Genomic DNA, 25,692 nt, shown 5'->3' on the forward strand with positions numbered 1-25,692 from the left:
GTGCGAGGTCCGGCGGATACAGCAAACGTCGAAGAGACACCTTCCCAGTGTTCGCGCCGTTGGGGAGCGAACGCGGCCGGACGAACCGTCCGCCACGCGGACCGCGGCCTGACGCTCTCGGCGCGGGTCAGGCTCGTCTAGGTTGAGCCGGTGCGAAGATGGGCCTACCTCGCGGCGGCGATCCTCACCGAGGTCGCGGCGACGTTGGCCCTGCGCGCCTCGCAGGACCACTCCGGCTGGCTGATCGTCGTGGCGGCCGGGTACGCGATGGCGTTCGCGATGCTCACCATGGTCCTGCGTGAGGGCATGCCCGTCGGCGTCACCTACGGCATCTGGGGCGCCACGGGCACGGCCCTCACCGCGGTGCTCGCCGCGGTCCTCTTCGGCGACCCGTTCACGTGGCCGATCGCGCTGGGCATCGGGCTGATCATCGCCGGCGTGCTGTTCGTCGAGTTCGGTTCGCGGCCAACGGATCTCACCCAGTGAGTTGGTTGACGTGAGTTGGTTGGCGCTGGCGACCGCGATCGGCGTCGAGGTCTTCGCGACGCTGGGCCTGCGCGCGTCAGAGGGGTTCCGCAGGAGGAGGTGGATCCTGCCCATCGTCGTGGCCTACCTGCTGTCGTTCTATCTGCTGTGGCTGACGCTGCGGCTCGGCATGCCGGTCGGCATCGCCTACGGCGTGTGGTCGGCCTGCGGTGTCGCGCTCGTCGCCGTGATCGCCCGCTATGTGTTCGGGGATCCGTTGACCGTGCGCATGCTGATCGGCATCGGGTTGATCATCGCCGGGGTGTCGACCATCGAACTGGTCGGCGCCGCGCACTGACCCGTCCGCCGGCGCCCTCGCCCCATGCCGCGGCGCACGGCAAGATCGTCGGCATGACTGAACTGGCTGCGTCGCTGGTCGAACTCGCCCGTCGGCATGGCGTGGCGACCGACTACGACGACTGGACCGGCGGGCGCCGGGAGGTCGCCGAGTCCACGCTGGTCGCGGTGCTCGCTGCCCTGGGCGTGGCGGCGGGCAGCGAGGACGACCGGGTGGCCGCATTGCTCGCGCACGACAGGGCGTACTGGCGGACCACCGTGACCCCGACCGTCGTCGCGAGGTCGGGCCGGGCGACGCCCTTCTGGGTGCACGTGACCCACGGCGAGCCCATCGACGCCTGGATCCGTCTCGAGGACGGCACCGTGCGCACCGGTCTGCGCCAGCTGGTCAACGACCGACCGCCCTACGACCTCGACGGCCGCCTCGTCGGCGAGGCCACCTTGGAGGTGCCTGCCGACCTGCCCACGGGCTATCACCGGCTGCACGTCGACGCCGGCGGGGTCGACGCCACCGCGGCGCTCGTCGTCGCCCCGGACTACCTCGGACTGCCGGCGTCACTCGGAGGCGGCCGGACCTGGGGGCTGGCCACCCAGCTCTACAGCGTCCGTTCCGAGAAGTCATGCGGCATCGGCGATCTCACGGATCTGGCCGATCTCGCGGTGTGGTCCGCCGCTCAGCACGGCGCTGGCTTCCTCCTCGTCAACCCGCTGCATGCGGCGGCGCCGGTGGCGCCGATGGAGCCGTCTCCCTACCTGCCCACGTCGCGCCGCTTCGTCAACCCCATCTACCTCCGCGTCGAGGCGATCCCGGAGTTCGCCTACGTGGCCAACCGTCGCGAGCTACGCAAGGCGCGATCGATCGCGCAGAGCCGCGCCCGCAAGTCCGCGCTCGTCGACCGCGACGCGGTGTGGAAGGTCAAGCGCGCGGCGCTCAAGGCGGTGTTCCGCGTCCCTCGCTCGGCCGGGCGCGACCTCGCCTACGCGGCGTACCGCAGGCGCGAGGGCGTGGCCCTCGACCACTTCGCCACCTGGTGCGCGCTGGCCGAGAAGTACGGCGACGACTGGCACCGCTGGCCCGCGGAGTTCCATCACCCCGGCGGCGAGGCCGTGGCGGCGTTCGCGGCCAAGCGCGCCGAGATCGTCGACTTCCACCGGTGGCTGCAGTGGCAGCTCGACGACCAGCTCGTGGGTGCGCAGGCCACGGCCATCCAGGCCGGGATGTCGCTGGGCATCATGCACGACCTGGCCGTCGGGGTCGATCCGAACGGTGCGGACGCCTGGGCCCTGCAGGACGTCCTGGCCCTCGGCGTCAGCGCCGGCGCACCGCCGGACGACTACAACCAGCTGGGCCAGGACTGGTCGCAGCCGCCGTGGCGCCCCGACCGGCTCGTCGAGCAGGGGTACGACCCGTTCCGCGCGCTGGTGGGCGCGGTGCTGCGGCACGCGGGCGGGGTGCGCATCGATCACGTCATCGGGCTGTTCCGGCTGTGGTGGATTCCCCGGGGTGCCGCGCCGACGGAGGGCACGTACGTCCGCTACGACCACGAGGCGATGATCGGCATCGTGGCGCTGGAGGCCCAGCGTGCGGGGGCCGTGGTCGTCGGAGAGGACCTCGGCACCGTCGAGCCGTGGGTGCGCGATCACCTGCGGGACCGGGGCCTGCTCGGCACGTCGATCCTGTGGTTCGAGCTCGATCGCGACGGCGACGGCGGCCCGCTGCCCGCCCGACGCTGGCGGGAGTACTGCCTGTCGTCGGTGACCACGCACGACCTGCCGCCCACGGCGGGATACCTGGCCGGTGAGCACGTCCGCATCCGCGAGGAGTTGGGACTGCTGACCCGGCCCGCCGACGAGGAACTGGCCCACGACAGGGCCGAGCAGGAGGCCTGGCTGGCGGCGTTGCGCACCGAGGGGTTGCTCGGCGACGACCCGACCGTCGAGCAGATCGTCAGCGCGCTGTACGCCTACCTCGGTCGGACGCCGTCGCGGCTGCTGGCGCTCGCGCTGCCCGACGCCGTGGGGGACGTCCGCGCGCAGAACCAGCCGGGCACGACCGACGAATATCCGAACTGGAGGGTCAAGCTGGCCGGCCCGGACGGCAGGGAAGTGCTGCTGGAGGACGTCTTCACCGACCCGCGGGCAGCAGCGTTGGCGAACGTCATGCGCACCCAGGTAACGCCCGCGCGGGAGTGAACGAAGTTTCTCGCGAGGTGCAATTGCGCTATGTTCGCCTTGCACCCGCGACTTTCGGAGGGCACGTGAAGAAGATCCTTGGGCTCGCAGCCGCCGGGCTGTTCGTTCCCGCTGCCATTGCGTCGACCGTGGCGTCGACGGCGCTGTTCGGGTCTGCCGTGGCAGCCGCCGACTCCGGCCCGTCCGCGATGAACGTCGTCGGGGAGCCGTACTACAAGGCCGTGCAGATCCTGAAGAGCCAGGGCGCCAGGGCGACCTTCGGCGGCTCGTTCGGCAGCGACCTGCCGCAGTCGCAGTGCATCGTCAGCCAGCAGCGCGTCACGTCGCAGGGCCGGATGGTGCTGAACCTCGACTGCACCCAGGCCGCCGCGGCCCACGCCACCGATTCGGCGCCTGCCACCGCCGCCACCGGCAGCGCTCCTGGTGCTCCGGGTGCGCCCGCCGCCCCGGGGGCACCGGCCCCCGGCGCAGGTCAGGGCACCTATGGCGGACCCATCGGGGTGCCCGTTCCCGTCGGCTAGGCCCCAGCTACCTGGTACCCGCGTTCCCAGCTAAGCCGCGAAATCCCGCAGACTCCTCTCCCGACGACCGGCGACGAGGGGGCGACGACCATGCGACCACGGCGTTTCGACACGGAGATCGATCCGGGCCCGGTGCAGATCCAGGCTCGCCGGGTGCAGTTCCGGGTGGACGACGTTCCCCTGCACTGGATTCCCGACCATCCGGTGGCCTCGAACATGATCAGCCTGCTCAACGTCGTGCTGCCCGCCGCCGAGCGCTGGTTCGTCGCGGCCTACGACGAGGCCCTGCCGATGGTGAAGGACCCCAAGCTCGCCGAGGACATGCGCGGTTTCATCGGTCAGGAGGCCACCCACGCCGACGTGCACGACCAGGTGCTGCGCGAGTTCATGGTCGACCACGGCGTCGACGTCGCGCCGATCCTCGATCAGATCGAGTACGTCTTCGAGAAGGTGCTCGCACCCGACCCGTCGATCACCGATCCCAAGCGCCGGATGAACCACCTGTGCGACCGACTGTGGCTGATCGCCGCGATCGAGCACTACACCGCGGTGCTCGGTGACTTCTCCCTCAACTGCGCGTGGGACGACCACGGCGCCGACCCCACGATGGTCGACCTGTTCCGCTGGCACGGCAGCGAGGAGGTCGAACACCGGATGGTCGCCCACGACGTCGCGCACTACTTCCACGACAGCTATCTCGATCGCATCCGGGCGATGACGGTCGCGGTCGTGATGATCGCGACGTTCTTCCAGCGCGGGGCGTGGTACCTGTCGAAGAACGACCCCACCGTGTCGCTCGGCTGGTTCCACATGCAGCGGCTGCGCATGCGAGACTCCAAACTGGGACTGCTGCCCAAGTATCGAAAGTTGTTCGGCGCCAACACGTTCACGTACTTCCGGCCGGGATTCACACCGGAGCGGATGGGCTCGACGGCGCAGGCCGTCGCCTACCTCGCGAGTTCGCCCGCGGCCCGCGCGGCACACCTGTGATGTTCGCGCGCTTCCGCGAGGCGCCTCCGAGTCCGTCGGGACGCATCCGTCACGATCCCTCCCTCGGGTTTGCCGCCAGCGTCCTGAGCGGGCTGTTCTCGCTGTCGGCCGCCGTCAGGAACCCGGTCCCGCCACCGGGGGTCGAGCGGCGCTTCACCCTGCGGGTGGCCGACCGCCGGGTCGTCGCCCACGATCAGGACGTGATCGCGCTGACGCTGGCCGCACCGCAGGGTGGTCCGCTGCCGCGCTGGCGCCCCGGCGCCCACGTCGACGTCCAACTGCCGAGCGGCCGGGTGCGGCAGTACTCGCTGTGCGGTGACCCGGACGTGGTCGACTCCTACCGAATCGCGGTGCGGCGCATCCCCACCGGAGGCGGCGGGTCGGTCGAGGTCCACGACGATCTGCCCGTCGGCGCCTCGATCACCACCAGCGGCCCGCGCAACGCGTTCCCGCTGACGGTGCCGGGCTACGGATCGCCCGCCCAGCGGTTCCGCTTCATCGCCGGCGGGATCGGGATCACGCCCATCCTGCCGATGCTCGCGCAGGCCGAGCGGCTCGGCGTGGACTGGTCGATGGTGTACACCGGCCGCCGTCGCGACACGCTGCCGTTCCTCGACGAGCTGGCGGCGTTCGGGGACCGCATCGAGATCCGCACCGACGACGAGTCGGGCCTGCCGACGGCGGCCGACCTCCTGGGCGATTGCCCCGGCGGCACGACGGTGTACGCGTGCGGGCCCGCCCCGGTGCTGACGGCCCTGCGCACGGCGCTGGCCGGGCGCGACGACGTCGAGCTGCACTTCGAACGGTTCGCCGCTCCCCCGGTCGTCGACGGGACCGCCTTCTCGGTGTCCGTCGCGTCGAGCGGCCGGACGGTGCGGGTGGGCGCCGACGAGACGCTGCTGTCCGCGCTCGTCCGCGAGGAGGTTCGGGCGCCGTACTCGTGCCGGCAAGGCTTCTGCGGGACGTGCCGCACGCGGGTGCTCGCGGGCGCCGTCGACCACCGCGACACCTTGCTCACCGACCCCGAACGCGACGCGGGCATGATGCTGATCTGCGTCTCCCGCGCGGGCGACGCCGACGGACTCCTTCTCGACCTGTAGCCGGCGGCGTCCGTCTACCATTTGCCCATGCCGTTGGAGGAGGGGAGCACGTTCGCGGGCTACACCGTGATCCGGCGCCTCGGCTCGGGCGGCATGGGCGAGGTGTACCTCGTCGACCATCCGCGGTTGCCGCGTCGGGACGCGCTGAAGGTCCTGCGGCCCGAGGTGTCGGCCGACGCCGAGTACCGCGAGCGGTTCAACCGCGAGGCCGACATCGCTGCGTCCCTGTGGAATCCGCACATCGTCGGCGTGCACGACAGGGGCGAGTCCGACGGTCAGCTATGGATCGACATGGACTACGTCGAGGGCACCGACGCCGGCGCGCTGCTGCGCGAGCGGTATCCGGACGGTCTGCCCGGCGCCTACGTCGCCGACATCGTGGCGGCCGTCGCCGACGCACTGGACTATGCCCACCAGCGGCTGCTGCTGCACCGCGACGTCAAGCCCGCCAACGTCCTGCTGACCGATCCCGGCGCGACGGACAGCCGAATCCTGTTGGCAGACTTCGGCATCGCTCGCTGGGTCGACGATCCCAACGGGTTGACGGCCACCAACACGACCGTCGGCACCCTCTCCTACGCCGCCCCCGAGCAGCTGATGGGTGGGCAGCTCGACGGCCGGGCCAATCAGTACGCGCTGGCGGCGACGGCGTACCACCTCCTGACCGGGGCGCCGCCGTTTGCGCACTCCAACCCCGCCGTCGTCATCAGCCAGCATCTGTCGTCCGCCCCTCCGGTGATCGGCGCACGGCGCCCCGAGCTGGCGGCACTGGACCCGGTCTTCGCCAAGGCGCTGGCCAAGGACCCCGGCGACCGGTACGAGCGGTGCACCGACTTCGCCCGCGCCCTGCGGCACCGCCTCGGCGGCGGCGACCTCGACGAGACGCGGCCGTCCACCGCGGTGACTCCCCCGGCCTCGCGTGACCGCTCCCGCCGGCGCGCCGGCGTCCTCGTCCCGGCGGTGCTGGGTCTGTTGCTGGTGGTCGCCGTCGCGTTCGGGGTGTTCGAGGCGACGCGCGCCGACCACGAACGCGTCGCGACCCCGGCACCCCCCACGACCAGCCGGTCGGCGGCCTCGCCCGTGCCACCGCCGCCCCCGCCGCCGTCCGCCGTCGCCACGCCGACCGACGCGGCCACGCCCACCGCCACGCCCAACCCCGTGACCCCCGCGCCGCCCCCACCCGTCGCCGTGATCGGCGCGGCATGCACCCCCGCGGGCAGCACCGCCGTTACGGCTACCGGCGCGACGGCGTACTGCTCGACGCTGCAGGGCAGCACCGCGACCATCTGGTCGTCGACCCAAGGGCAGGTGCCGAGCCCGACGGTGCCGGTCGACCCGACCGAGGCAGCGCTGCCGACCGACGAGGAGACGCCAATTCGGGTGTGCATGCAGCAGACCGGTGAGAGTCGACTGCGGTGCCGTCTGGACATCCATCGCAGCAACGGATTGCCATGACGCTGCCCGCGACCGACCGGCTCGCGGTGGCCGACCTCGTGCACGTCTACGCCGCCGCCGTCGACGACCGCCGGTTCGAGGACGTCGTCGAATTGTTCAGCGAGACAGCGGAATTGCGCCTACCCGACCCGCCGCACGTCCTGGAGCCGGTGATCGTCAAGCAGGGGCGGGCCGGGGTCGCCGAGGCCATGGCGGCGCTGCGCGCGGTACAGCGCACCGAGCACGCGATCGTCGGCGAGGTGTATGCCGAAGGGCCCGAACCCGGCTATGCCCTCGGCCGCATCACGTGCGTCGCCCACCACTTCACGGGGACCGCCGACGGCGCCACCGACGTCGTGTGGCATCTGCGCTACGACGACGAATACCAGCAGACGCCGGTGGGCTGGCGCATCCACGGGCGCAGGTTGACGATCAACGCGATCGAGACCCGCCCCGTCAAACGCCTTCGAGATGGGCGATGAGGGCGTCGAGCAGCGGCCGTTGACCCTTGAGCAGCTTCACCCGCGCCTCGGCCACCGAATACCAAGCGACGCGGTCGATCTCGGGAAATTCGCGCAGCCGGCCCGAGCCCTTCGGCCACTCCATCTCGAAGGTGTTGCTCGTGCTGTCGGTGACGTCGAGGTCGCCCTCGACGGCGAACGCGGTGACCACCTTGCCGCCCGACTGCTTCACGGGCGGCAGCGCGACCGGCGGTCCGGCGGGCACGGGGAGACCGATCTCCTCGACGAACTCGCGCTGCGCGGCCGCCCACGGATCCTCGTCATCGGTGTACTCGCCCTTGGGAATCGACCACGCCGCCTCGTCCTTGCGGGCCCAGAACGGGCCTCCGGGATGACCGATCAGGACGTCCACCCCGTCGCCGACCCTTCGGTACAGCAGCAGTCCGGCGCTCATCCGGGGCACCGTCCTACCACTCCTTCAGGATGCGTCGCTTGTTCGCCTTCTGCATGGCGTCGCGTCGACGGCGTTTGACCTCCTGCTGAAAGGGGTTGTCGCCGTGCAGGTTCAGTGGCAGCACCAGGGCGTCGACGAGACCGTCCTCGAGCCGCCAGGGCTCGGGCCGCACGATCCAGGACACCTGCGCGTTCTCGGCCATCCAGCCGTTGAGGACCGCTTCGCCCGCGGCCAGGGTGATCTGCCGACCCGAGCCGACACGGCGCAGTTCGAGCCCGAGTTCGTCGGCGAGCACCACCGCGAGCGTCTTGCGCAACGACGACCCGTCGGCGTTGGCCCGGCCCCCGCCGAAGTGATACCTGATGCGCTTGTGCAGATCCTGGCTCACGGCGGGACGTCCATTCGCCGGCGGCGGCGTCGGGCTGACGCCGACGTGCAGCAGGGCGAAGCCGTCGCGCGTCTCGCAGCCCGCGGTGTCGACGTCGGACGGTAGCGCCCGGAACCACCAGCCGTAGACGCCGGGGGCCTTTGGCACCGGGCTCGGCTCGGCGAAGACCTGATCGCGGGTGAACCGCTGCGCGTCGAGCAGATCCTTGACAGCGCTGGAAGTCTCGGCGTCGGGCATGCCTCAGCCTCCCATACCGGCGCGGCCACGCGGCATCGCGCATGCGCCGCTAGAGTCACGACCGTGGCAGCCGGGAAGGTGTATCAGCGCTACGTCGCCATCGGGGACAGTCAGACCGAGGGACTTTGGGACGGCGACGACGCCACCGGGGTCAGGGGATTCGCCGACCGGTTGGCCGAACGGCTCGAGGACCTCCACCCGGGTGTCCGCTACGCCAATCTTGCGGTGCGCGGGCGGCGCATCCGCGACGTCCTAGACGATCAATTGCCGGCTGCGGTCGCGATGCGTCCCGATCTCATCACCAGCTGCATCGGCATGAACGACGTGACGAGGCCCGGCCGCACGTTCGACGCGGCGCTCGCGGACATCGACGTGCTGCACCAGCGACTCGCCGAGACCGGGGCCACCATCGTCACCACGACGTTTCCGGACCTCGCCGAGATCCTGCCGGTCGGGCGCTTCCTCGCCGGCCGGGTGCTCCGGATCAACGCGGTCATCAGGGCGGCTGCGGACCGGCACGGCTTCCGGCTCGTCGACCTCTACGGCGCACCGTCGCTGAGCGACCCGGCCATCTGGAGTCCCGATCGCGTGCACGGCTCTCCCGCCGGGCACGCCGTGTTCGCCGCCGCCGCGGCCGACGCGCTGAATCTGCCTGGGAGCAGCCATGATTGGGCCATCGCCAGGGGTGTCGACGAGGGTGAGGTGCGGACGCAGGGATTCCGCTCGCGGATGTACTCCCAGGCGCTGTGGACGCAGAATCTGTTGGCGCCGTGGGTCTGGCGGCATCTGAGGGGACTGTCGAGCGGCAACGGTCGCGAGCCGAAGCGCCCGCGGCTGACGCCCGTGGGTCGGCTAGTTGCCGAGGCCCCCGAGGCCGCTGAGTAGACCGAGCGGAATCGGCGAGTCGCCGTTGGCCATCGCGCTCATGGCACCCGGGCAGAACGCCGAGATCGCCATGCCGGTGAACATCGTGGCGGGGCCGAGCGACATGCCGCCGGTCTGGGCGACCTTGGCGGCGGTGTCGGCCAGGTCCTGACCCGGCTGCGACAGCATCGGGCACACCGACTGTCCGAGGTCGGCGGCCTGGCCGGGGTCGGCCATGCCCATCCCCGCGCCGCCGAGGTCGTTGAGGAAGTCCGACGTCGGGTCGGCCGACGCGGGCGCGGCGGCGAGGACGGCTGCGCAGAGGGCACCGGCGGTGACGGCGGCGATGCGGGCGGCACGCGACGAGACCGCGCCCGGGAAGATTTTGCTGTGCACGCGTCGAGAGTACGGCGAAGTCGGCCGGTCGGCCGAATCAAACGCCGGTCCACACCTCCGCGATCTGACCACCAACGTCGATGACCTTGGCCTTCACGGCTCCGGGGCTGTCGATTTCACCGGCGACGTGCTGGCAGATGAACCGCTTGATCTCCGCGTCGACCCCGGCCACGATGCGCAGCAGCTCGGCCCGCAGCGACGTCGAGGTGATGTGGATGGCGATGTCGGACGGTGTCGGCTTCTCGACGTCGAGGATCAGCGACAGCGGATGCGCGGCGAGCGCCGTGGCCCGCAGCAGGATCTCGCCGAATACCTTGAACCGGGGTTTGTCGATGCGCAGGTCGATGATCAGTTCGATTTCGAGCGGGATGCGGATGTCGAACGTGATGAGGTCGCCGACGTGGCGCGTCACCGACGGATCCTGCACGTGCACCTTGGCGGTGACCTTGGCGATCTTGCCCGGCCCCTGCGCCATCGGTCCCATCGAGAACTCGGCGCCGGCGATGTCGGCGATGGCGGCCCCGACGCGCTCCTCGGTCACGGCGATCTCGAAGAATCGGCGTCCGAACTCCTCGTACGTCATCGAGTCGTAGTCAGACATGGTCCGCCCACCTTGTCACGTCAGCTGGTCCTCGGCGAATACGCCAAGCGCACGGATGTGCGTCGGTCGTGTCTCGACCGCGATCAGCAGTCGAGCGGGAGCCGGAGCCATCTCTGCGGTCTACCCACTCCCGCCGAGGTGACGCTGCAGGATCATGGCGAACTCGGGCACCGACCTGCACACTGGGGGTAGCGATCGACGTGCCGTCGGCGCGGATAGGGAGTCCGTCATGAGCCAGAATCCGTTCGGAATCGACCCCGAGGACTTCGACCGCGTCATGCGCGAGGCGAGCGACGGCCTGCGTGACGCCCTGGGCAGGTTCGGCAAGCAGGCCGGCTGGGCGACACTGCTCGACGAATTCACCAGGGGCACGCGGCCCAAGGCGGAGCCGGAGACCGCCGGCGAGACCGGCGACGGCGTGTGGTCGATCTACACCGTCGACGACGCGGGCGGTGCGCACATCGAAGAGGTCTACCCGACCGAGTTGGACGCGTTGCGCGCCAACAAGAACAACACCGACCCCGGTCGCAAGGTCCGCTTCCTCCCCTACGGCATCGCCGTCAGCGTCCTCGACACCGAGTAGCCCGCGAAACCCTCCGACTCGCGGTCGCCACCCGTTAGGATTTGCCACGACGTCGCTGTCGCCGCACGTGCGGCGACCGTTCCTGGAGGGCCGAGGATCATGATTCGTGGACTGACGATCGCGGTGGCGGTCGCCGGCGCAACCCTTGCCCTGGCGCCGTCGGCGGCGGCCGACCCCGGCCCCATGTACCCCGACAACCCCGGCCACTACCCCACCGACGTGCCCGGCATGCGGTATGACGCGTCGCTGGGCGCCCCGTGCGACAACTATCAGCTCTTCACGTTCGGACGCGGCCCCGGTGGCGAGACCGAGGCTTGCCACTACATCCCGAATCAGTGGCCACCGGTGGACACCGGCTTCTGGGTGTCGTCGTATCCGATCCAGGGCGTGAAGGACATCGGTTCGCCGTGCGAGAGCCCGAAGATGGCGGCGCAGGCGCCCGACGGCAGGCCGATGGTCTGCCTCGGCGCGCAGGGCTGGCAGCCCGGCACGCTGACCGGCGCCGGGTTCTTCCCCGGCTAGACCATACGAGTAACGCGCACCTGTATGGTCGGCTTCCATGGCCCCCATGGGTAGCGACACTCGCTTCAACCTGTCCGACGTCTTCGGCACCGTCGCGGCCGCCGTGCCCGACCAGACGTTCCTCACCTGGCGCGGCCGTCGGCTGACCTACGCCGAGGTCGATCGCCGCGTCACCGGGTTCGCCAACTACCTCGTCTCGGTGGGTCTGGGGTGCCGGACCGAACGCGACGCGCTGGCGGGTCACGAATCCGGCCAGGACCACCTCGGCATCTACCTGCGCAACGGCAACGAGTACCTCGAGGCCATGATCGGGTCCTACCGGGCGCGCGTCGCACCCTTCAACGTCAGCTACCGCTACGTCGAGGACGAGCTCACCCATCTGCTGACCGACTCCGACGCCGTGGCGCTGGTCTACCCCGCCGAGTTCGCGCCACGCGTCGCGGCCATCCGCGACGGCCTGCCGCACCTGCGGGTCCTGATACAGGTCGCCGACCATTCCGGCCACGAACTGCTACCCGGCGCCGTCGACTTCGAGACCATCCTCGCGGCTCCGGCGCCCGCCGCGGGGCTACCGACCCCGTCGGGTGACGATCTCTACGTCCTGTACACCGGCGGCACCACCGGGATGCCCAAGGGCGTGCTGTGGCGCCAGCACGACATCTTCCTGTCGTCGATGGGCGGCAGGCCGTGGGGCAGCGATGAACCGCTCGCCTCCTACGACGAACTCGCCGACAAGGCACGGGCGGCCGGCGGCGGCATGTCGATCATGATGATCCCGCCCTTCATGCACGGCGCGGCACAGTGGGCTGCGTTCAACACCGTCACGATGGGCGGGCGGATCGTGATCCCCGACGACGTGGAGCGCATGCGTCCCGCGGAGGTGTTGCGCCTCGTCGAGGCAGAACGGGTGCTGAGCCTGCCGGTCGTCGGCGACGCCATCGCCCGGCCGCTGCTCGACGAGATCGAGGCCGGCAACTACGACCTGTCGGGCCTGTTCACCGTCACCAACGGCGGAGCGCCGCTGTCGCCGACGGTGCGCGAACGCCTACTCGAGGCGCTACCGCACGTGATGCTGCTCGACGCCGTCGGCGCGTCGGAGTCCGGCGCGCAGATGAGCACCATGACGACCGCGGGCGCCGACACGGCGGCGGCGACCTTCACACCGCAATCCGACACCGCCGTGGTGTCGGCGGACCTCGACCGCGTGCTGCAGCCGGGTGAGGGCCAGGGCTGGCTGGCCCGGCGCGACCTCATCCCCCTGGGGTACCTCGGCGACGAGGCCAAGACCGCGAAGACGTTCCCGACGATCGAGGGCGTGCGGTGGTCGGTCCCGGGTGATCGGGCAAACGTGTTGCCGGACGGGCGGATTCAGCTTCTCGGCCGGGATTCGGTGACGATCAACTCCGGCGGGGAGAAGATCTTCGTCGAGGAGGTCGAGCGGGCCATCGCGGCCCACCCCAGCGTCTACGACGTCGTGGTGGTCGGTCGCCCGTCCGAGCGTTGGGGCAGTGAGGTGGTCGCCGTGGTGCAGTTCGCCGACGGCGCCGAGGCCACCGACGAGGAACTCGTCGACGTCTGCCGAACGGCGATCGCCCGCTACAAGATTCCGAAGGCGTTCATCCGGACGGACAAGGTCGTGCGCTCCCCCGCGGGCAAGGCGGACTACCGCTGGGCCAGGGAGACCGCGACGGCGGGCGTCGGCTCGAAGTAGCCCACCCGGACGGACGCGGTTACTTGACCAGGGTGAACTGGCATAGGTCGGTGTAGCCCTTGTGGAAGAGGTTCGAACACCCGGTGAGGTACTTCATGTACCGGTCGTAGACCTCCTGCGACTGCAGCGCCACCGCCTCGTCCCGCTTGGACTCCAGGGTCGCGGCCCAGATGTCGAGGGTCTTCGCGTAGTGCTCGCGGAGCCGGTGAATTCGCTCGATGGCGAAACCCGCTTCGGTCGAGAACTTCTCGACTTCGGCGATGACGGGGATCTGGCCGCCGGGGAAGATCTCGTCACCGATGAACTTGGTGAACCGCATCAGGGTCATCGTGATGGGCAGGTTGCGTTCTTCGCGCTCCTGGGGCCCCGCACGGGTGATGGTGTGCAACAACATTCGGCCGTCGTCCGGCAGCGCCGCGTAGGCCATCTCGAAGAAGCGGGCGTAGCGGTCGTACCCGAAGTGCTCGAAGGCCCCGATCGACACGATGCGGTCCACCGAGCCGTCGAATTCCTCCCACCCCTTCAGCTCGACGCGGCTGTGGCGTTCGCTGGGGAGATCGACCAGCATCTTCTCGACATGCGCCGCCTGATTGCGCGACAGGGTCAGGCCGATGACGTTCACGTCATACTTCTCGACGGCCCGCCGCATGGTGGCGCCCCACCCACAGCCGACGTCCAGCAACGTCATGCCGGGTTCCAGAGCGAGCTTGCCAAGAGCTAGGTCGATCTTCGCGAGCTGAGCATCGCGGAGCGACATGTCGGGCCGCTCGAAGTAGGCGCAGCTGTAGGTCTGGGTCTCGTCGAGGAACAGCCGAAAGAAGTCGTCGGACAGGTCGTAATGGGCCTGGATGTCATCGAAGTGCGGTTTGAGATCCTGCCCCTGCTGCTTCTCGTTCACGGGCGCCTCCTTACTGTCTGCGCCGCGTCGGGCGGTCGGCCTCGGGTCGACGACCGTTGGCCACGATACGGCACGCGGTTGCCGCGGCGATTCTGGCTAACACCTGGGGCGTGTCAGCCACGGCCACCGCGGGGCCTTGAGAGACGCCTGAAGGGTGGGCGCGGGATCCGCTGACGCGGGCTCGACGAGCACGGCGGCAGCTCCGGCAGGCACGGCGGCATTGCCGGTAGGTGGGGGCTCAACCAATGGGCGGCGGGGCCGCGGAACGAGAAGTCATGGACGAGAGCACAATCCGTTCGATGGCGTGCGGCGCACACCCTTGATCGATTCATCGATCGCCGAAAAAAGCCCTCCGGCATGCACTCTCGACCACTTACACGAACACCGGTGTCAATTATGCTGCTGCGTCGCACCATAGCTCGATCGTCCACCGCCACACCTGCGAGAAGACCGCTCCCGCAGGTGTTTTACGACCACCGTGCGGAAGGTGATGGCCGCCACAGATTTTGGCGCTCGCAAAATGGCGTTGCTACGGTCCATCGTCATGATCGATGCCATTGCGACCACGGCCCTGTTGACTCTGGTCAATCAGGTTTCGGGGACGCCGTACCGCACGGGTGGAGACTCACCCGCCGGTACGGACTGCTCCGGTCTCGCCTCGTGGGTGGCCAATGCCGCCACCGGCCGCCCCATCTTCGGCGACCGGTTCCACACCGGCGACGAGGAGCAAGCGCTGCTGGCGCGCGGTTTCCGCTACGGGACCCAGCCCGGCGCCCTCAACATCGGCTGGAACTCCGGCCACACCGCGGTGACGCTTCCCGACGGCACCCCGGTGTCCTCCGGCGAGAGCGGCAGTGGCGTCCGGATCGGCGGTGGCGGCGCCTTCCAGCGGCAGTTCACCCGGCACATGTACCTCCCGATGGCCGACGATCAGGCGATCGACGATCCCGCTGCCCCGCCGCCACCCGTGGATCCGTTCGCACCGGCCCCTCCCGCACCGGGACCGGCCGACCTTCCGGTCGTCAACGCCCAGATGCCACCGCCGCCGCCGGCGGATCCGGGCGTGCCGGCGCCCCCACCGGACGCCGCACCCGCCCCCGACGCCGGGCCGACCCCCGTCTGAGCCGTCGTCGGCACCGGTCCATTTCTTTCCGAACGATGACCAGTGGCCGATGGCAGTCTCGGGTGACCGCGGCGGCGACGGGCGCGGTGGCATCCGACCTGGCGGGAATGCGCAGCTTGGAGCCGTTCGCGACCGCCCGACGCGGTGGGCGGCGCCCGAGTGGACTCGGCGTCGCACCGTCGCGGGACCGCCATCGTCGGAACGTCCGAACGGCTATCATCTGCCCGTGGTCGACCCCTCGGGCCCGCCTCTGGCGAGCCTCCGCGAACGCAAGAAGGCGCAAACCCGGCGACTCCTCATCGATGCGGCCGTGGATCTCTGCCTCGTCCAGGGTTATGAGAACACGACCGTGGAGCAGATCTCGGCCGCCGTCGAGGTGTCCCCTCGCACGTTCAGCCGGTACTTCGCCTCCAAGGACGCGGTGTTCATCGCCGTCGTGGACGACCTCGCCGCGGAGATCACCGACGAGCTGAACGCGCAGCAGACCGGGTGCGGACCCCTGGAGGCGCTGCGGTCGGCGCACATGGCCGTGCTGGGGCGGGTGGCGCGCCGTCCGTTGGCCGGTCTGACTGCCGAGCGCATCATGCTGATCCTGCGCGTCATCTACTCGTCGGGCGCGCTGCGCCAGGCGGCCATCGAGTACCGCAGCCCGCCGGCCATGGCAGCGCTCGCCCGCCACATGGGCGTCGACGTCGACGACCGCCGTCTCGACCTGGCCGTCGCGCTCTTCTCGACGACCATCGTCAGCGCCTGCCACGACGCCATCGCCGGTGACCCCGAGGCGACGTACGGGCCGGACTACGTCATGGAACGACTCGAGCAGGCGCTCAGCGACGTGGCTCGCTTCACCGCCGAACTCGACGTGCCCTAGCGCCCAGCTATCTGCGCATCCGCGAGCCGTACGCGGCGACCGCGATGCCGACCACGGCGACGATGGGGCCGATCACCGACCACGTCGTGGTGTTCGACATCGGGCTTCCGCCGAGGACGCCGAACCCCTGCAACGCCCACAGCACGCCGAAGCACGCCACGACGACGCCGATACCCATCACGACTATGCGCATGCGTCGAGGCTAGCCCCCTCGCCATCCCGGAGCTCGGGGCGTCTCGCAGCCCTCCGTCTCGGACGCTCGCGACGAGAACGGACGCGGGAGGGTCACCCCGTTCCCTGGGGCTCTACGGCGTCGCGGGGGCCTGACCGCCGCCGGGTCAGCGACCGAACCCGGCGTCGCGCAGTGCCTGGGCCATCGAACCGGACGCCGCACCGGTCTCGCGCCGGCCGGCCTCCTTGCCACGGTTCGACCGCGGCCGCTCGACGCGCCCCTTCGGCCTGGGCCCCTTGTCCCCGGCCGGCCCCTTGCGCTGCGGGGTGTCGTTCAGCCGCAGCGTCAGCCCGATGCGCTGGCGGTCCACGTCGACCTCGAGCACCTTGACCTTGACCACCTGCCCGGACCGCACCACCTCGTGCGGGTCGGAGACGTAGCGGTCCGACATCGCCGAGACGTGCACCAGCCCGTCCTGATGGACGCCGACGTCGACGAACGCACCGAAGGCCGCGACGTTCGTGACCACGCCCTCGAGCACCATGCCCACCTCGAGGTCGGCCACCTTCTCCACGCCCGTGGCGAACGTCGCCGTCGAGAACGCCGGACGCGGATCCCGGCCCGGCTTCGCCAACTCGGCCAGGATGTCGTTCACCGTCGGGACCCCGAACCTGTCGTCGGCGAAGTCGGCCGGTCGCATCGTCCGCAGCGTCTTCTCGTCGCCGATGAGTTCGGCCAGGCTGATGCCGGAACGGTCCAGGATGCGGCGCACGACGGGATAGGACTCGGGGTGCACGCCCGACCGGTCGAGCGGATCGTCACCGTCGCGAATGCGCAGGAACCCGGCGCACTGCTCGAATGCCTTGGGCCCCAAGCGCGCAACGTCCAGCAGAGCCTTGCGGTTGCGGAAGGGACCCGTCGACTCGCGATGGGCGACGATGGCCTCGGCCAACGAGTCCGTCACGCCGGACACCCTGGCCAGCAGGGGTACCGACGCGGTGTTGAGGTCCACGCCGACCGCGTTCACCGCATCCTCGACCACGGCATCGAGGCTGCGCGCCAACGTGCCCGGGGTGATGTCGTGCTGGTACTGCCCGACGCCGATCGACTTCGGCTCGATCTTGACCAGCTCGGCCAGCGGGTCCTGCAGACGCCGCGCGATCGACACCGCGCCGCGCAGCGTGACGTCCAGGCTCGGCAGCTCGTGCGCCGCATAGGCCGACGCCGAGTACACCGACGCTCCCGCCTCGCTGACCATCGCCTGCACGGGCGGCTTGGCCCCGGAGGCCGTGATGTCGGTGATGAGTTCCCTTGCCAGGGCTTCGGTTTCGCGCGAGGCGGTGCCGTTGCCGATGGCGATGAGCTCGACCCCGTGCCGCGCCACGAGCGCACCGAGGGTGGCCTTGGCCTCGTCCCAGCGCCGCTGGGGTTGGTGCGGGAAGATCGCGCACGTGTCCACCACCTTGCCGGTGGCGTCCACGACCGCGACCTTGACGCCGGTCCGGAACCCGGGATCGAGCCCGAGGGTGGTGCGGGTGCCGGCGGGAGCCGCCAGCAGCAGGTCCTTGAGGTTCCTCGCGAACACCGCGACGGCGTCCTCCTCGGCGCGCTGCTTGAGCCGGATGCGTGCGTCCACCGCGGCCGAGATCATCAGCTTGACCCGCCACGCCAACTTCACGGTGGTCGACAGCCATGCCGTCGCCGCCGCGCCCGCGGTCAGGTCGACGCCCAGCGTCCTGGCCACCATCACGTGGTGGGCATCCTCGTCGCCACCGTCGAGGGTAAGGGTGAGCACCTGCTCCTTCTCCCCCCGCATCACCGCCAGCACCCGGTGCGACGGCATCTTCTCCAGGGGTTCAGAGAATTCGAAGTAGTCTCGAAACTTCTGCGCCGCAGGCGTTTTCGCGATCTCGTCGGATGCAGGCGCGGTGCGCAGCGATCCGTCGGTCCAGAACTTGGCGCGGACGGCGCCGACGAGCTCGGCGTCCTCGGCGGCCCGCTCGATCAGGATGTGCCGGGCGCCCTCGAGTGCTGCGGCGGCATCGGCGACGTCCTCGCCGAGGAACTCGGCGGCCGCGTCCTCCGGAACCAGGGTCGGGTCGGCCAGCAGCCGGTCGGCCAGCGGCTCGAGACCGGCCTCGCGGGCAATCTGCGCCTTGGTGCGCCGCTTCGGTTTGTACGGCAGGTAGATGTCCTCGACCCTGGCCTTCGTGTCGGCGGCCGCCAGCGCCGCCCGCAACTCGTCGGTCAGCTTGCCCTGGTCCTGGATCGAGGCCAGCACCGCGGCGCGGCGCGCATCGAGTTCGCGCAGGTAACCCAGGCGTTCCTCGAGCGTGCGCAGCTGGCCGTCGTCGAGGCTGCCGGTCACCTCCTTGCGGTACCTCGCAATGAACGGCACCGTGGCGCCTTCGTCGAGGAGGCGCACGGTGGCGGCCACCTGAGCCTCGCGAACGGCGAGTTCCTCAGCAAGACGGGCGGTTACGGATTTGACGGCGGGGCTCGAAGTCACGCCGAGACCCTACCCAATGGGTCCGACGGATCCGGTGCGCGTCGACCCCGTGGCGCACACCCGCGCGCCGAGGACCGCGACGAGGAAGCAGCCGAGGGCCGACCATCCCAGCGTGTCACTGAGCCCGTCGCGCGACATCAGCAGGATCGCGACCCCGGCCAGGCAGACCAGCGCGCCCGCGGCGACGGACCTGGCGCCGGTCGCGCGGGCCGGCGAGTCCCACCACGGCAGCCGCCGGTGCTCCAGCGGGGACAGCGCCAGGAAGGCCAGGGCCATCACGACCACGAACACCGCCTCGCGCAGCAGGACCCGGCCCACGAACCCGGGAGCGTGCACGTCGAAGGCGTCGAAACCGAGGGCGTGCAGGGTGAACGTCGCCACCGCGATCGCCGGGATGTGCCACAGGTACAGCGTCATGGCTCCCCGGTTGCCCAGCGCCACGGCGCGCCAGATCCGCGGCCGCGCGGCCCAGTGCCGGATCGGGCCCGCGGCCGCCACGAACGCACACGACGTCCACGTGCAGTGCAACGCGAGGAGCAGCGTCGGCGGCGACACGTTCGACAGCCGCTCTCGGCCGGTCACGACCAGGGACACCTCGTACGGCCCGGCGACCGCCAGTCCGAGCGCCGCGAGGAACGCCACGACGCCGGCCACGAGTGCGGCGCGCACCCCGATCGTCCGCCGGGCGTAAGCGACGCCGATCACCACCGGGATGAGCCAAACGATGAGGAAGTTGGCCGTGGCCGCCTCGGCGGTGCCGACGGCGATCCGGACCGCGTCCATCGCGGCCGCGGCCGCCAGTAACCCCACCACCAACAGGCCCGTCGCGCGTCCGGTGCGCAGCCTCATCAGGGCGGGCACGAATGCCAGCGTGACGAGGTAGACGCCGAGGAACCACAGCAGCGCAACGCATTCGCGGCCGAGGCCCGCCGCGGACGCCGCCCCCAGGATGAGCCGCGTCGCCAGCAACCCGACCACCCACGCCGCGAGATACCAGAAGACCGGACGGCACAGCCGCTGCGCGCGGACGAACAGCCAGGTGCCCCAGGCTCGGCCCGGCCGCCACCCGTACGCCGCCGCGGCGCCGCCCGCCAGGAAGAACAGCGGCATGACCTGGACCACCCACGTGACCGGGGCCAGTGCCGGTACCGCGCCGAGCAGGTTGCCGATCCGCAGCCCGCCGGCGTCGATCGTCGCCAGCAGCAGTGCGCAGTGCCCCAGCATCACCACGACCAGGGCGACGATCCTGACGACGTCGACGGCCCGATCGCGGCCGGGTGGGGCGTCCTCGGCGATCGTCGGCGCGTCGGACGAGGACTCGGGCAGGGCCATCGCTCCAGCATGCCGCGCGGCGTCCCATGAGGGGATGGCGAGGACTGCGCGAGTTTGGGGTGTGGGGGGCCGTCGCCTACATTGCAGGGCGATGCGCTTCGCCTTCCCCGTCCTGGCCCTGTTCCTCGGCATCATGGCCTCGTCGCCGATTCCCGCCCACGCCACGCCGCCACCGGCGCCCGATCTGCGGGGTTACGCCGCCGTCCCGCCGGACGCCTTCGCGATGGGCAACGAGGCCTACTTCCAGACCCCCGACGGTCTGCTGTGCGCGATCCTCCCGGACCGGGGCATGGCCGGATGCGATGGCCGCCTGCCCGCCACGGCCGATGGCGTCGACGAGATCGCCCTGACACCCGACCCCGCCACCCGCGGCCTGCGTGCCACCGGCGACCACGTCTTCGTCAAGTCGACCGGGGATGCGGCGCCGGTCTTGCGGGAGGGGCAGAAGATCGCGTTCGGTGACTTCGAATGTGCCGTAGGCGCAGGCGCTTTCACGGCCTGCACCAGGGGCACTCCCGCCGCACAGTGGATGGTGGTGTCCCCCGGCGGTACCCGCATCGGACCCGTCACCGCCGGCCTGCCACCCGGATTTCCCGACCCGAACGACTTCGTCGTGGGCGACGAGACCTACCTCGTCGGCCAGGGCGCCAAGAATGCCTTCCCCGTGTTCACCGTCGACGGGGGCCTGACGTGTTCGATGATGGTCGCCAATGGCGGCGAGATCGGTTGTGATGGAAGGCTTCCCGGTGTCCGCACCGGTGACGACGAAGTGTTCGCCCAGGTGCCGGGAACGGTCGGCACCCGGCGCGCCAACCCACCCCGGTTCACGACCCCCGCCTACCCGGGGCAGGTCCAGCGACTACCGGTCGGCCACCGCGTCGAGGCCACCGACGGCACCTGCATGGCGATCGAGGGCGGGGTCGCCTGCGTCGGCAGACTCGCCGGAGACGTGCGGGGATTTCAGGTGACGCGCACCGGCGTCCGCACCGTCGGCGGCTGACCCACCCGGTTGCTCCGTGGGCGGTGAACATCTCCACGAGGTCGTGGGGCGAGCCGGCACCGAACAGCATGTGCTGCAAGCGTTCCGCATCCGCGTAGGCAGTGGCGCTGCGCGCGAACAGCCCGCGTTCGTACGCGCCGAGTGCCGCCTCGACGTCACCGGCGTGGGCGAGCAGTTCCCGGGCGAGTTCGGCACCGTCGAGCATCGCGAGGTTCGCGCCGTCGCCGGAGGGCGGCATCAGGTGCGCCGCGTCCCCGAGCAACGTCACTCCCGGCACCCGATCCCACCTGTGGCCGGTCGGCAGGGTGTGGATCATCCGCGGCACCGGTGCGGTGTCGGCGTCGGTGATCAGCGCGGTGAGTTCGCTTGCCCAGCCGACGAATTCGGCCGCGACGCGGTCGATGGCGCAGGCGGGGTCGGTGAAGTCGATCCCGGCGATCCAGTCCGTCGGCCGGTTCAGTGCGACGTAGGCGTGCAGGACGGCCCCCGCCTCCCGGTGGGCGAGTATCCCCTGACCCGGTGCGGGCGCCAACAGAGAGCCACCGCCCACCGCCGCGGCCGTCGCGGGGTGTCGCCGGTCCACGTCGTGCAGGTAGGTCTCGACGTAGGTCGTGCCGACGTAGGTGGGGGTCGCGTCGGACACCAGTGGACGGATCTTCGACCACGCGCCGTCGGCGCCGACGAGGAGATCGGTGCTCACGGCCGACCCGTCGGCGAACGTCACGTCGTGCCTGCCGTCACCGAGGGGGGCGACGCCGACGACCTTGCGGCCCCACTGGACGGTGCCGTCGGGTAGCGATTCGAGCAGGATCCTGCGCAGATCGCCGCGCAGCACCTCCGGCCGTCCGCCGGTGTTGTCGTCGGGGTCGTCCACCAGCAGCGTGCCGTGGCGGTCCAGTAGGCGCATCGCCTGTCCCCCCTCGTGAATGATGCCGAGGAACTCCTCGAACAATCCCGCCGCGCGCAGCGCCACCTGGCCATCCTCCTCGTGGATGTCGAGTTGACCGCCCTGTGCGCGGGCATCCGGCGCCGGGTCCGCCTCGTAGACCGTCGCCCGCACGCCGTGCACGTGCAGGACGCGGGCGAGGACGAGGCCGCCGACGCCCGCGCCGATGATGGTGATGGGTGCCGTCATGGCCGTCCTCTCCGGTTGGAACGATGTTCCAGAGCAGCTTGGAACAACGTTCCAGCCGTGTCAAGATGGGGCCATGACGTCGAGGAGCCCGCGAACTGGACGCCGCGCGGAGGCCTTGTCCAAGGCGCGGATCGTCGCCACCGTCGTCGAGATCCTCGACGCCGAGGGCGAGACCGCCCTGACGTTCCGCTCACTGGCGGCGCGCCTGGCGACCGGCGCGGGCGCGATCTACTGGCACGTTGCCAACAAGGAGGAGTTGCTGACCGCGGCCACCGACGACGTCGTCGCCGGCGTGATGGCGGGGGTTACCCTCGACGCCGGCCCCCGCGACGTCATCCGGGCCATCGCCCTGGGCACGTTCGATGCCATCGACGCGCACCCGTGGGTGGGCGCCCAGCTCGCCCGGTCACCGTGGCAGTACGCGATGCTGCAGATCTTCGAAGGCCTTGGCGGACAGCTGCATCGGCTCGGCGTGCCCGAGGACGCGCAGTTCGCCGCCGGGTCCGCGCTGCTGAACTACGTGCTCGGCGTGGCAGGCCAGAATGCGGCCAACGCGCGCCGCGTTCCACCCGACACCGACCGGGCAGCGTTCCTCGACGACGTGGCCGACGCATGGACGCGGCAGGATCCCGCGAAATACCCGTTCCTGCACCGGATCGCGGGGGAAATGCGCGACCACGACGATCGCGAACAATTCCTCGCCGGCATCGACCTCATCCTCGCCGGGATCGGCACCCTCGGTTCACCGGAACCGTCCCCCGACGGGCCCGCGGAACGTTAGACCCACTGCTCCCACGGCACGCTCCAGTCGCCGTTCTGCCAGAGCTGCAGCGGCTTTCCGCCGCTGTTCTTCACCTCGACGATGTCGCCGGGGACCGAGAAGTCGTAGAACCAGGAGGCGTTGGCGCGGTTGAGGTTCAGGCAACCGTGGCTGGTGTCGGTGTGCCCCTGCGCCGAGACCGTGGCGTCCAGCTCGTGCAGGTACACGCCGTCGGTGCTGATGCGCACCGCGTAGGGGATGCTCTCCTTGTACCCGAGGTGGGAGTTGATGGGCAGCCCGTAGGTCGACGAGTCCATGACCACGGGGTTGCTCTTGTCCATCACCGTGTAGATGCCGTTCTGCGTCCAGAAACTCAGCGTGGTGTTGCCGACCTTCTCGGTGCCGCCGCGACCCATGGACGTCGGCATGGTGCGCACCAGCGTCCCGCCGTCGTAGACGCTGACCTGATGGGTGGCGTCGTCGGCGATCGAGACGTGGGACGCGCCGATGGTGAAGGTCAGCGGCGGCTGGCCGGGCGGCGTCACGGTGACCACCGTCCCGGGGGCGTAGTACTGCTGCGGACGCCAGTGCGCGGTGGTGTCGTTCACCCAGTGCCAGGCGCCGGTCACCGGAGGCGTCGTCGTCACGTCGAGCTGCTGCTCGGCACTGCCGCGGTCACCGACGGGCGCGTCGAACTTCGCGACGACGACCATGCCGATGCCGTAGGTCGCGCCGTTCTGCAGCGGGGCGCCCGACGTACCGGTCAGGTGCACGCCCGGCAGGCCGGGGTCGTCGGCGTGCGACACCCCCGCGGCACCGAGGAACGTCGTCGCCAGTACGGCGGCGACGGCACTCAGGATCAGCGAGCTTCGGCGCGCTCCTGCCATGGGTTCCTCATTTCGACGAGCAGAGATCAGCTGCCACATCGTAGGTCGAACTCGCTCGTGAAGTTGCTGGGAGCCGTCCGGCGGCGTTCGCCAGGCCCCCTCTGGCCGACGTCCGACGCCCACGTGACCCCCGCGGAGGCGCTCGGACCTGCGACGGATGCGCGCAGGACGAGGCGGGCTCTACCGTGGATGGCGGCCCGCCGCATCGTCGCTGCGGGCCGTCGTGACGAGAAGGGAACGCATACACCGTGTTCGGGCTGCCGCTGAGTCCTCCGACGGTTCCGCCGCCGACGCCGACGCCCGCGCCACAACTGCCGCCGCCGGACTTCCATCAGTTCAGCAGCGGCGTGTCGCTACTCGGCGGGTGGTTTCCACTCACCGTGGAGATCGTCACCGTGGTTGCGGTCGTGGCCGTCGTGGGCTGGCGCACCAAGCGGTGGCGCCTGCTCTGGGTGCCGGTCAGCGTGGGGTTGGCCGTGCTCGGTGCGCTCGGGGCCCGGCTCTACACCGACACTCAGGGGCTGGCGTCCGACCCGGCGCCGGTGACGCTGTGGATCTGGGTCGGCGTCTTCGTGGGCGCGGTCGCCGTGGCGGTACTGGGCTGGCGAGCCACCGGATGGCGCAGGCGCACCCTGTCGGTACTGGCCATACCCCTGTCGTTCTTCATGGCGCTGCTGGCCCTGAACCAGTGGGTCGGCTACTACCCGACCCTGCAGGCAGCGTGGGGCGGTTTGACGGCGGGTCCGCTGCCCGGCCAGGTCGACGTCGCCGACCTACCCGGCCTGCGGGCCGAAAAGCCAACGACGGGCAAGTTCGTCGAAGTCGAGATCCCGGACACCGCAAGCGGTTTCAAGCACCGCAACGAATACGTGTGGCTGCCGCCGGCGTGGTTCGCCGGCAACACCCCGCCGCGTCTGCCCGTGGTGATGATGATCGGCGGTGAGTTCAACACCCCGGCGGACTGGATGCGCAGCGGCAACGTGACGCCCACCATCGACGGCTACGCCAAGGCCCACGGCGGCCAGGCGCCGATCTTCGTCTTCGTCGACTCCGGCGGCAGCTTCAACAACGACACCGAATGCGTCAACGGACCCCGCGGCAACGCGGCCGACCACCTCACCAAAGACGTTCGGCCGTACGTGGTCTCGGAGTTCGGGAGCTCGGCCGATCCGGCCAACTGGGCCGTCGTGGGATGGTCCATGGGCGGCACCTGCGCGGTGGATCTCACCGTCACCCACCCCGAGCTGTTCCACGTCTTCGAGGACATCGCCGGTGACCACGGGCCGATCTCGGGGACCAAGCAGCAGACCATCGACCGTCTCTTCGGTGGCGACGCCGCACAGTGGGCCGCCTACGATCCGATGACGGTGATGGCCAAGCACGGCCCCTACGTCGGCGTCTCGGGATGGTTCGAGGACACCCCGCCGGTCTCCGACGAGCAGATGAAGAAGCTGCTGCCCTCCGGCGGCTTCCACCCCCCGCCCCAGCCGGCGAACGCGCTGGGATTCGGCGGCCACGACGAGTGGAAGAACGGCGCCGAGGACCAGGTCGGCGCGGCGCAGGACCTGTGCAACGCGGGCCTCAAGGTCGGCATCTCCTGCACGGTCCACACCGTCGCCACGTTCCACACGTGGCAGTTCGCCGCATATGCGTTCTCCGAGGCGCTGCCGTGGGTGGCCGGGCAGATCACCGCTCCCGCCGCGCCGCAGTGACGGGCGCGGCGGAGCC

At 70.5% G+C, this 25,692-nt stretch carries 25 protein-coding genes and 1 pseudogene; 16 read left to right on the top strand and 10 right to left on the bottom strand.

The annotated features are described in order from the left end of the window. The first annotated feature begins 150 nt into the window (after positions 1-150). The 8 genes from G6N60_RS15215 (at position 151) to G6N60_RS15250 (ending at position 7,542) form a co-directional block, all read left to right on the top strand. Entirely contained in the window at positions 151-486 is a 336-nt protein-coding gene (locus tag G6N60_RS15215) for a DMT family transporter (protein WP_163738726.1), read from the top strand. Positions 487-496: 10 nt separating this feature from the next. Further along, positions 497-823, top strand: a complete 327-nt coding sequence (locus tag G6N60_RS15220; RefSeq protein ID WP_163738730.1) for a DMT family transporter — start codon at positions 497-499, stop codon at positions 821-823. A gap of 53 nt (positions 824-876) precedes the next feature. Continuing rightward, positions 877-3,015: a 4-alpha-glucanotransferase gene (malQ, locus tag G6N60_RS15225; protein WP_163738733.1), complete on the top strand. Its 2,139-nt coding sequence runs from the start codon at positions 877-879 to the stop codon at positions 3,013-3,015. A 65-nt stretch (positions 3,016-3,080) separates the two neighbouring features. Then, positions 3,081-3,536, top strand: coding sequence for a hypothetical protein (locus G6N60_RS15230; protein WP_163738736.1), 456 nt, complete (start codon positions 3,081-3,083; stop codon positions 3,534-3,536). 90 nt (positions 3,537-3,626) lie between these two features. Next, entirely contained in the window at positions 3,627-4,526 is a 900-nt protein-coding gene (locus G6N60_RS15235; protein ID WP_163738738.1) for a metal-dependent hydrolase, read from the top strand. After that, complete coding sequence (locus tag G6N60_RS15240) at positions 4,526-5,626, top strand: PDR/VanB family oxidoreductase (RefSeq protein ID WP_163738741.1); 1,101 nt, start codon at positions 4,526-4,528, stop codon at positions 5,624-5,626. The genes G6N60_RS15235 and G6N60_RS15240 overlap by 1 nt, the downstream gene beginning before the upstream one ends. A 27-nt stretch (positions 5,627-5,653) precedes the next feature. Continuing rightward, positions 5,654-7,081, top strand: a complete 1,428-nt coding sequence (locus G6N60_RS15245) for a serine/threonine-protein kinase (protein WP_163738744.1) — start codon at positions 5,654-5,656, stop codon at positions 7,079-7,081. Then, entirely contained in the window at positions 7,078-7,542 is a 465-nt protein-coding gene (locus G6N60_RS15250; RefSeq protein ID WP_163738747.1) for a nuclear transport factor 2 family protein, read from the top strand. Before G6N60_RS15245 ends, G6N60_RS15250 begins: the two co-directional genes overlap by 4 nt. Here the strand turns inward: G6N60_RS15250 and G6N60_RS15255 are convergent. Together G6N60_RS15255 and G6N60_RS15260 are read right to left on the bottom strand one after the other, a co-directional pair. Next, a complete protein-coding gene (locus G6N60_RS15255; protein ID WP_163738750.1) occupies positions 7,517-7,984 on the bottom strand; it encodes an NUDIX hydrolase in 468 nt (155 codons plus the stop codon). The two genes, G6N60_RS15250 and G6N60_RS15255, sit on opposite strands and share 26 nt — an antisense overlap. A 4-nt stretch (positions 7,985-7,988) precedes the next feature. Beyond that, positions 7,989-8,600, bottom strand: a complete 612-nt coding sequence (locus tag G6N60_RS15260) for a GIY-YIG nuclease family protein (protein WP_163738753.1) — start codon at positions 8,598-8,600, stop codon at positions 7,989-7,991. Positions 8,601-8,663: 63 nt separating this feature from the next. On the opposite strand from G6N60_RS15260, the gene G6N60_RS15265 reads away from it, so the two are divergent. Continuing rightward, positions 8,664-9,485 (top strand): SGNH/GDSL hydrolase family protein, encoded by an 822-nt coding sequence (locus G6N60_RS15265; protein ID WP_179969699.1) that lies wholly within the window; start codon positions 8,664-8,666, stop codon positions 9,483-9,485. Here G6N60_RS15265 and G6N60_RS15270 read toward each other — a convergent pair. Both G6N60_RS15270 and G6N60_RS15275 read right to left on the bottom strand, forming a co-directional pair. Beyond that, positions 9,453-9,860 (bottom strand): DUF732 domain-containing protein, encoded by a 408-nt coding sequence (locus G6N60_RS15270; RefSeq protein WP_246240712.1) that lies wholly within the window; start codon positions 9,858-9,860, stop codon positions 9,453-9,455. The genes G6N60_RS15265 and G6N60_RS15270 overlap by 33 nt on opposite strands. A 37-nt stretch (positions 9,861-9,897) precedes the next feature. Next, positions 9,898-10,461 (bottom strand): hypothetical protein, encoded by a 564-nt coding sequence (locus G6N60_RS15275; RefSeq protein ID WP_163738756.1) that lies wholly within the window; start codon positions 10,459-10,461, stop codon positions 9,898-9,900. Positions 10,462-10,690: 229 nt separating this feature from the next. Here G6N60_RS15275 and G6N60_RS15280 point away from each other — a divergent pair, with 229 nt between their 5' ends. The 3 genes from G6N60_RS15280 to G6N60_RS15290 all read left to right on the top strand — a co-directional run bounded on the left by G6N60_RS15280 (position 10,691) and on the right by G6N60_RS15290 (position 13,277). Continuing rightward, entirely contained in the window at positions 10,691-11,044 is a 354-nt protein-coding gene (locus G6N60_RS15280) for an Rv0313 family protein (protein WP_163738758.1), read from the top strand. Between the two features lie 99 nt (positions 11,045-11,143). Then, on the top strand, positions 11,144-11,566 hold the full coding sequence (locus G6N60_RS15285) for a hypothetical protein (protein WP_163738761.1): 423 nt from the start codon (positions 11,144-11,146) through the stop codon (positions 11,564-11,566). A gap of 46 nt (positions 11,567-11,612) precedes the next feature. Beyond that, positions 11,613-13,277 carry an acyl-CoA synthetase gene (locus G6N60_RS15290; RefSeq protein WP_163738764.1) on the top strand — a complete coding sequence of 555 codons (1,665 nt, stop codon included), beginning with the start codon at positions 11,613-11,615 and terminating at the stop codon, positions 13,275-13,277. Positions 13,278-13,296: 19 nt separating this feature from the next. Here G6N60_RS15290 and G6N60_RS15295 read toward each other — a convergent pair whose 3' ends face one another. Further along, positions 13,297-14,175, bottom strand: coding sequence for a cyclopropane mycolic acid synthase family methyltransferase (locus G6N60_RS15295; RefSeq protein WP_163738767.1), 879 nt, complete (start codon positions 14,173-14,175; stop codon positions 13,297-13,299). A gap of 544 nt (positions 14,176-14,719) precedes the next feature. On the opposite strand from G6N60_RS15295, the gene G6N60_RS15300 reads away from it, so the two are divergent. Next, entirely contained in the window at positions 14,720-15,298 is a 579-nt protein-coding gene (locus G6N60_RS15300; RefSeq protein ID WP_163738770.1) for a C40 family peptidase, read from the top strand. A 226-nt stretch (positions 15,299-15,524) separates the two neighbouring features. Then, a complete protein-coding gene (locus tag G6N60_RS15305; RefSeq protein ID WP_163738773.1) occupies positions 15,525-16,169 on the top strand; it encodes a TetR/AcrR family transcriptional regulator in 645 nt (214 codons plus the stop codon). Between the two features lie 7 nt (positions 16,170-16,176). Here G6N60_RS15305 and G6N60_RS15310 read toward each other — a convergent pair whose 3' ends face one another. The 4 genes from G6N60_RS15310 to G6N60_RS15330 form a co-directional block, all read right to left on the bottom strand. Continuing rightward, positions 16,177-16,362 carry a hypothetical protein gene (locus tag G6N60_RS15310; protein WP_163738778.1) on the bottom strand — a complete coding sequence of 62 codons (186 nt, stop codon included), beginning with the start codon at positions 16,360-16,362 and terminating at the stop codon, positions 16,177-16,179. A 145-nt stretch (positions 16,363-16,507) separates the two neighbouring features. After that, positions 16,508-18,850 carry a Tex family protein gene (locus G6N60_RS15315; RefSeq protein ID WP_163738781.1) on the bottom strand — a complete coding sequence of 781 codons (2,343 nt, stop codon included), beginning with the start codon at positions 18,848-18,850 and terminating at the stop codon, positions 16,508-16,510. Positions 18,851-18,859: 9 nt separating this feature from the next. Continuing rightward, positions 18,860-20,182, bottom strand: a complete 1,323-nt coding sequence (locus G6N60_RS15320; protein ID WP_163738783.1) for an acyltransferase family protein — start codon at positions 20,180-20,182, stop codon at positions 18,860-18,862. 824 nt (positions 20,183-21,006) lie between these two features. Then, complete coding sequence (locus G6N60_RS15330; protein ID WP_308206297.1) at positions 21,007-22,317, bottom strand: FAD-dependent oxidoreductase; 1,311 nt, start codon at positions 22,315-22,317, stop codon at positions 21,007-21,009. 73 nt (positions 22,318-22,390) lie between these two features. On the opposite strand from G6N60_RS15330, the gene G6N60_RS15335 reads away from it, so the two are divergent. Then, on the top strand, positions 22,391-23,098 hold the full coding sequence (locus G6N60_RS15335; protein WP_163738789.1) for a TetR/AcrR family transcriptional regulator: 708 nt from the start codon (positions 22,391-22,393) through the stop codon (positions 23,096-23,098). On the opposite strand, the pseudogene G6N60_RS15340 reads toward G6N60_RS15335, so the two are convergent. Next, a pseudogene (locus G6N60_RS15340) lies at positions 23,095-23,850 on the bottom strand (L,D-transpeptidase); the annotation flags it as partial. The gene G6N60_RS15335 and the pseudogene G6N60_RS15340 overlap by 4 nt on opposite strands. 362 nt (positions 23,851-24,212) lie before the next feature. On the opposite strand from G6N60_RS15340, the gene G6N60_RS15345 reads away from it, so the two are divergent. After that, positions 24,213-25,676 (top strand): alpha/beta hydrolase, encoded by a 1,464-nt coding sequence (locus G6N60_RS15345; protein ID WP_372511084.1) that lies wholly within the window; start codon positions 24,213-24,215, stop codon positions 25,674-25,676. Positions 25,677-25,692: the final 16 nt, after the last annotated feature.

It is taken from the genome of Mycolicibacterium madagascariense (assembly GCF_010729665.1).
Classification (GTDB): Bacteria; Actinomycetota; Actinomycetes; order Mycobacteriales; family Mycobacteriaceae; genus Mycobacterium; species Mycobacterium madagascariense.

Coding starts and splice junctions, on each gene's coding strand:
- malQ (WP_163738733.1), top strand. CDS start 877: ATGACTGAACTGGCTGCGTCGCTGGTCGAACTCGCCCGTCGGCATGGC.
- G6N60_RS15235 (WP_163738738.1), top strand. CDS start 3,627: ATGCGACCACGGCGTTTCGACACGGAGATCGATCCGGGCCCGGTGCAG.
- G6N60_RS15240 (WP_163738741.1), top strand. CDS start 4,526: ATGTTCGCGCGCTTCCGCGAGGCGCCTCCGAGTCCGTCGGGACGCATC.
- G6N60_RS15245 (WP_163738744.1), top strand. CDS start 5,654: ATGCCGTTGGAGGAGGGGAGCACGTTCGCGGGCTACACCGTGATCCGG.
- G6N60_RS15250 (WP_163738747.1), top strand. CDS start 7,078: ATGACGCTGCCCGCGACCGACCGGCTCGCGGTGGCCGACCTCGTGCAC.
- G6N60_RS15260 (WP_163738753.1), bottom strand. CDS start 8,600: ATGCCCGACGCCGAGACTTCCAGCGCTGTCAAGGATCTGCTCGACGCG.
- G6N60_RS15275 (WP_163738756.1), bottom strand. CDS start 10,461: ATGTCTGACTACGACTCGATGACGTACGAGGAGTTCGGACGCCGATTC.
- G6N60_RS15280 (WP_163738758.1), top strand. CDS start 10,691: ATGAGCCAGAATCCGTTCGGAATCGACCCCGAGGACTTCGACCGCGTC.
- G6N60_RS15285 (WP_163738761.1), top strand. CDS start 11,144: ATGATTCGTGGACTGACGATCGCGGTGGCGGTCGCCGGCGCAACCCTT.
- G6N60_RS15290 (WP_163738764.1), top strand. CDS start 11,613: ATGGGTAGCGACACTCGCTTCAACCTGTCCGACGTCTTCGGCACCGTC.
- G6N60_RS15300 (WP_163738770.1), top strand. CDS start 14,720: ATGATCGATGCCATTGCGACCACGGCCCTGTTGACTCTGGTCAATCAG.
- G6N60_RS15310 (WP_163738778.1), bottom strand. CDS start 16,362: ATGCGCATAGTCGTGATGGGTATCGGCGTCGTCGTGGCGTGCTTCGGC.
- G6N60_RS15320 (WP_163738783.1), bottom strand. CDS start 20,182: ATGGCCCTGCCCGAGTCCTCGTCCGACGCGCCGACGATCGCCGAGGAC.
- G6N60_RS15330 (WP_308206297.1), bottom strand. CDS start 22,317: ATGACGGCACCCATCACCATCATCGGCGCGGGCGTCGGCGGCCTCGTC.
- G6N60_RS15335 (WP_163738789.1), top strand. CDS start 22,391: ATGACGTCGAGGAGCCCGCGAACTGGACGCCGCGCGGAGGCCTTGTCC.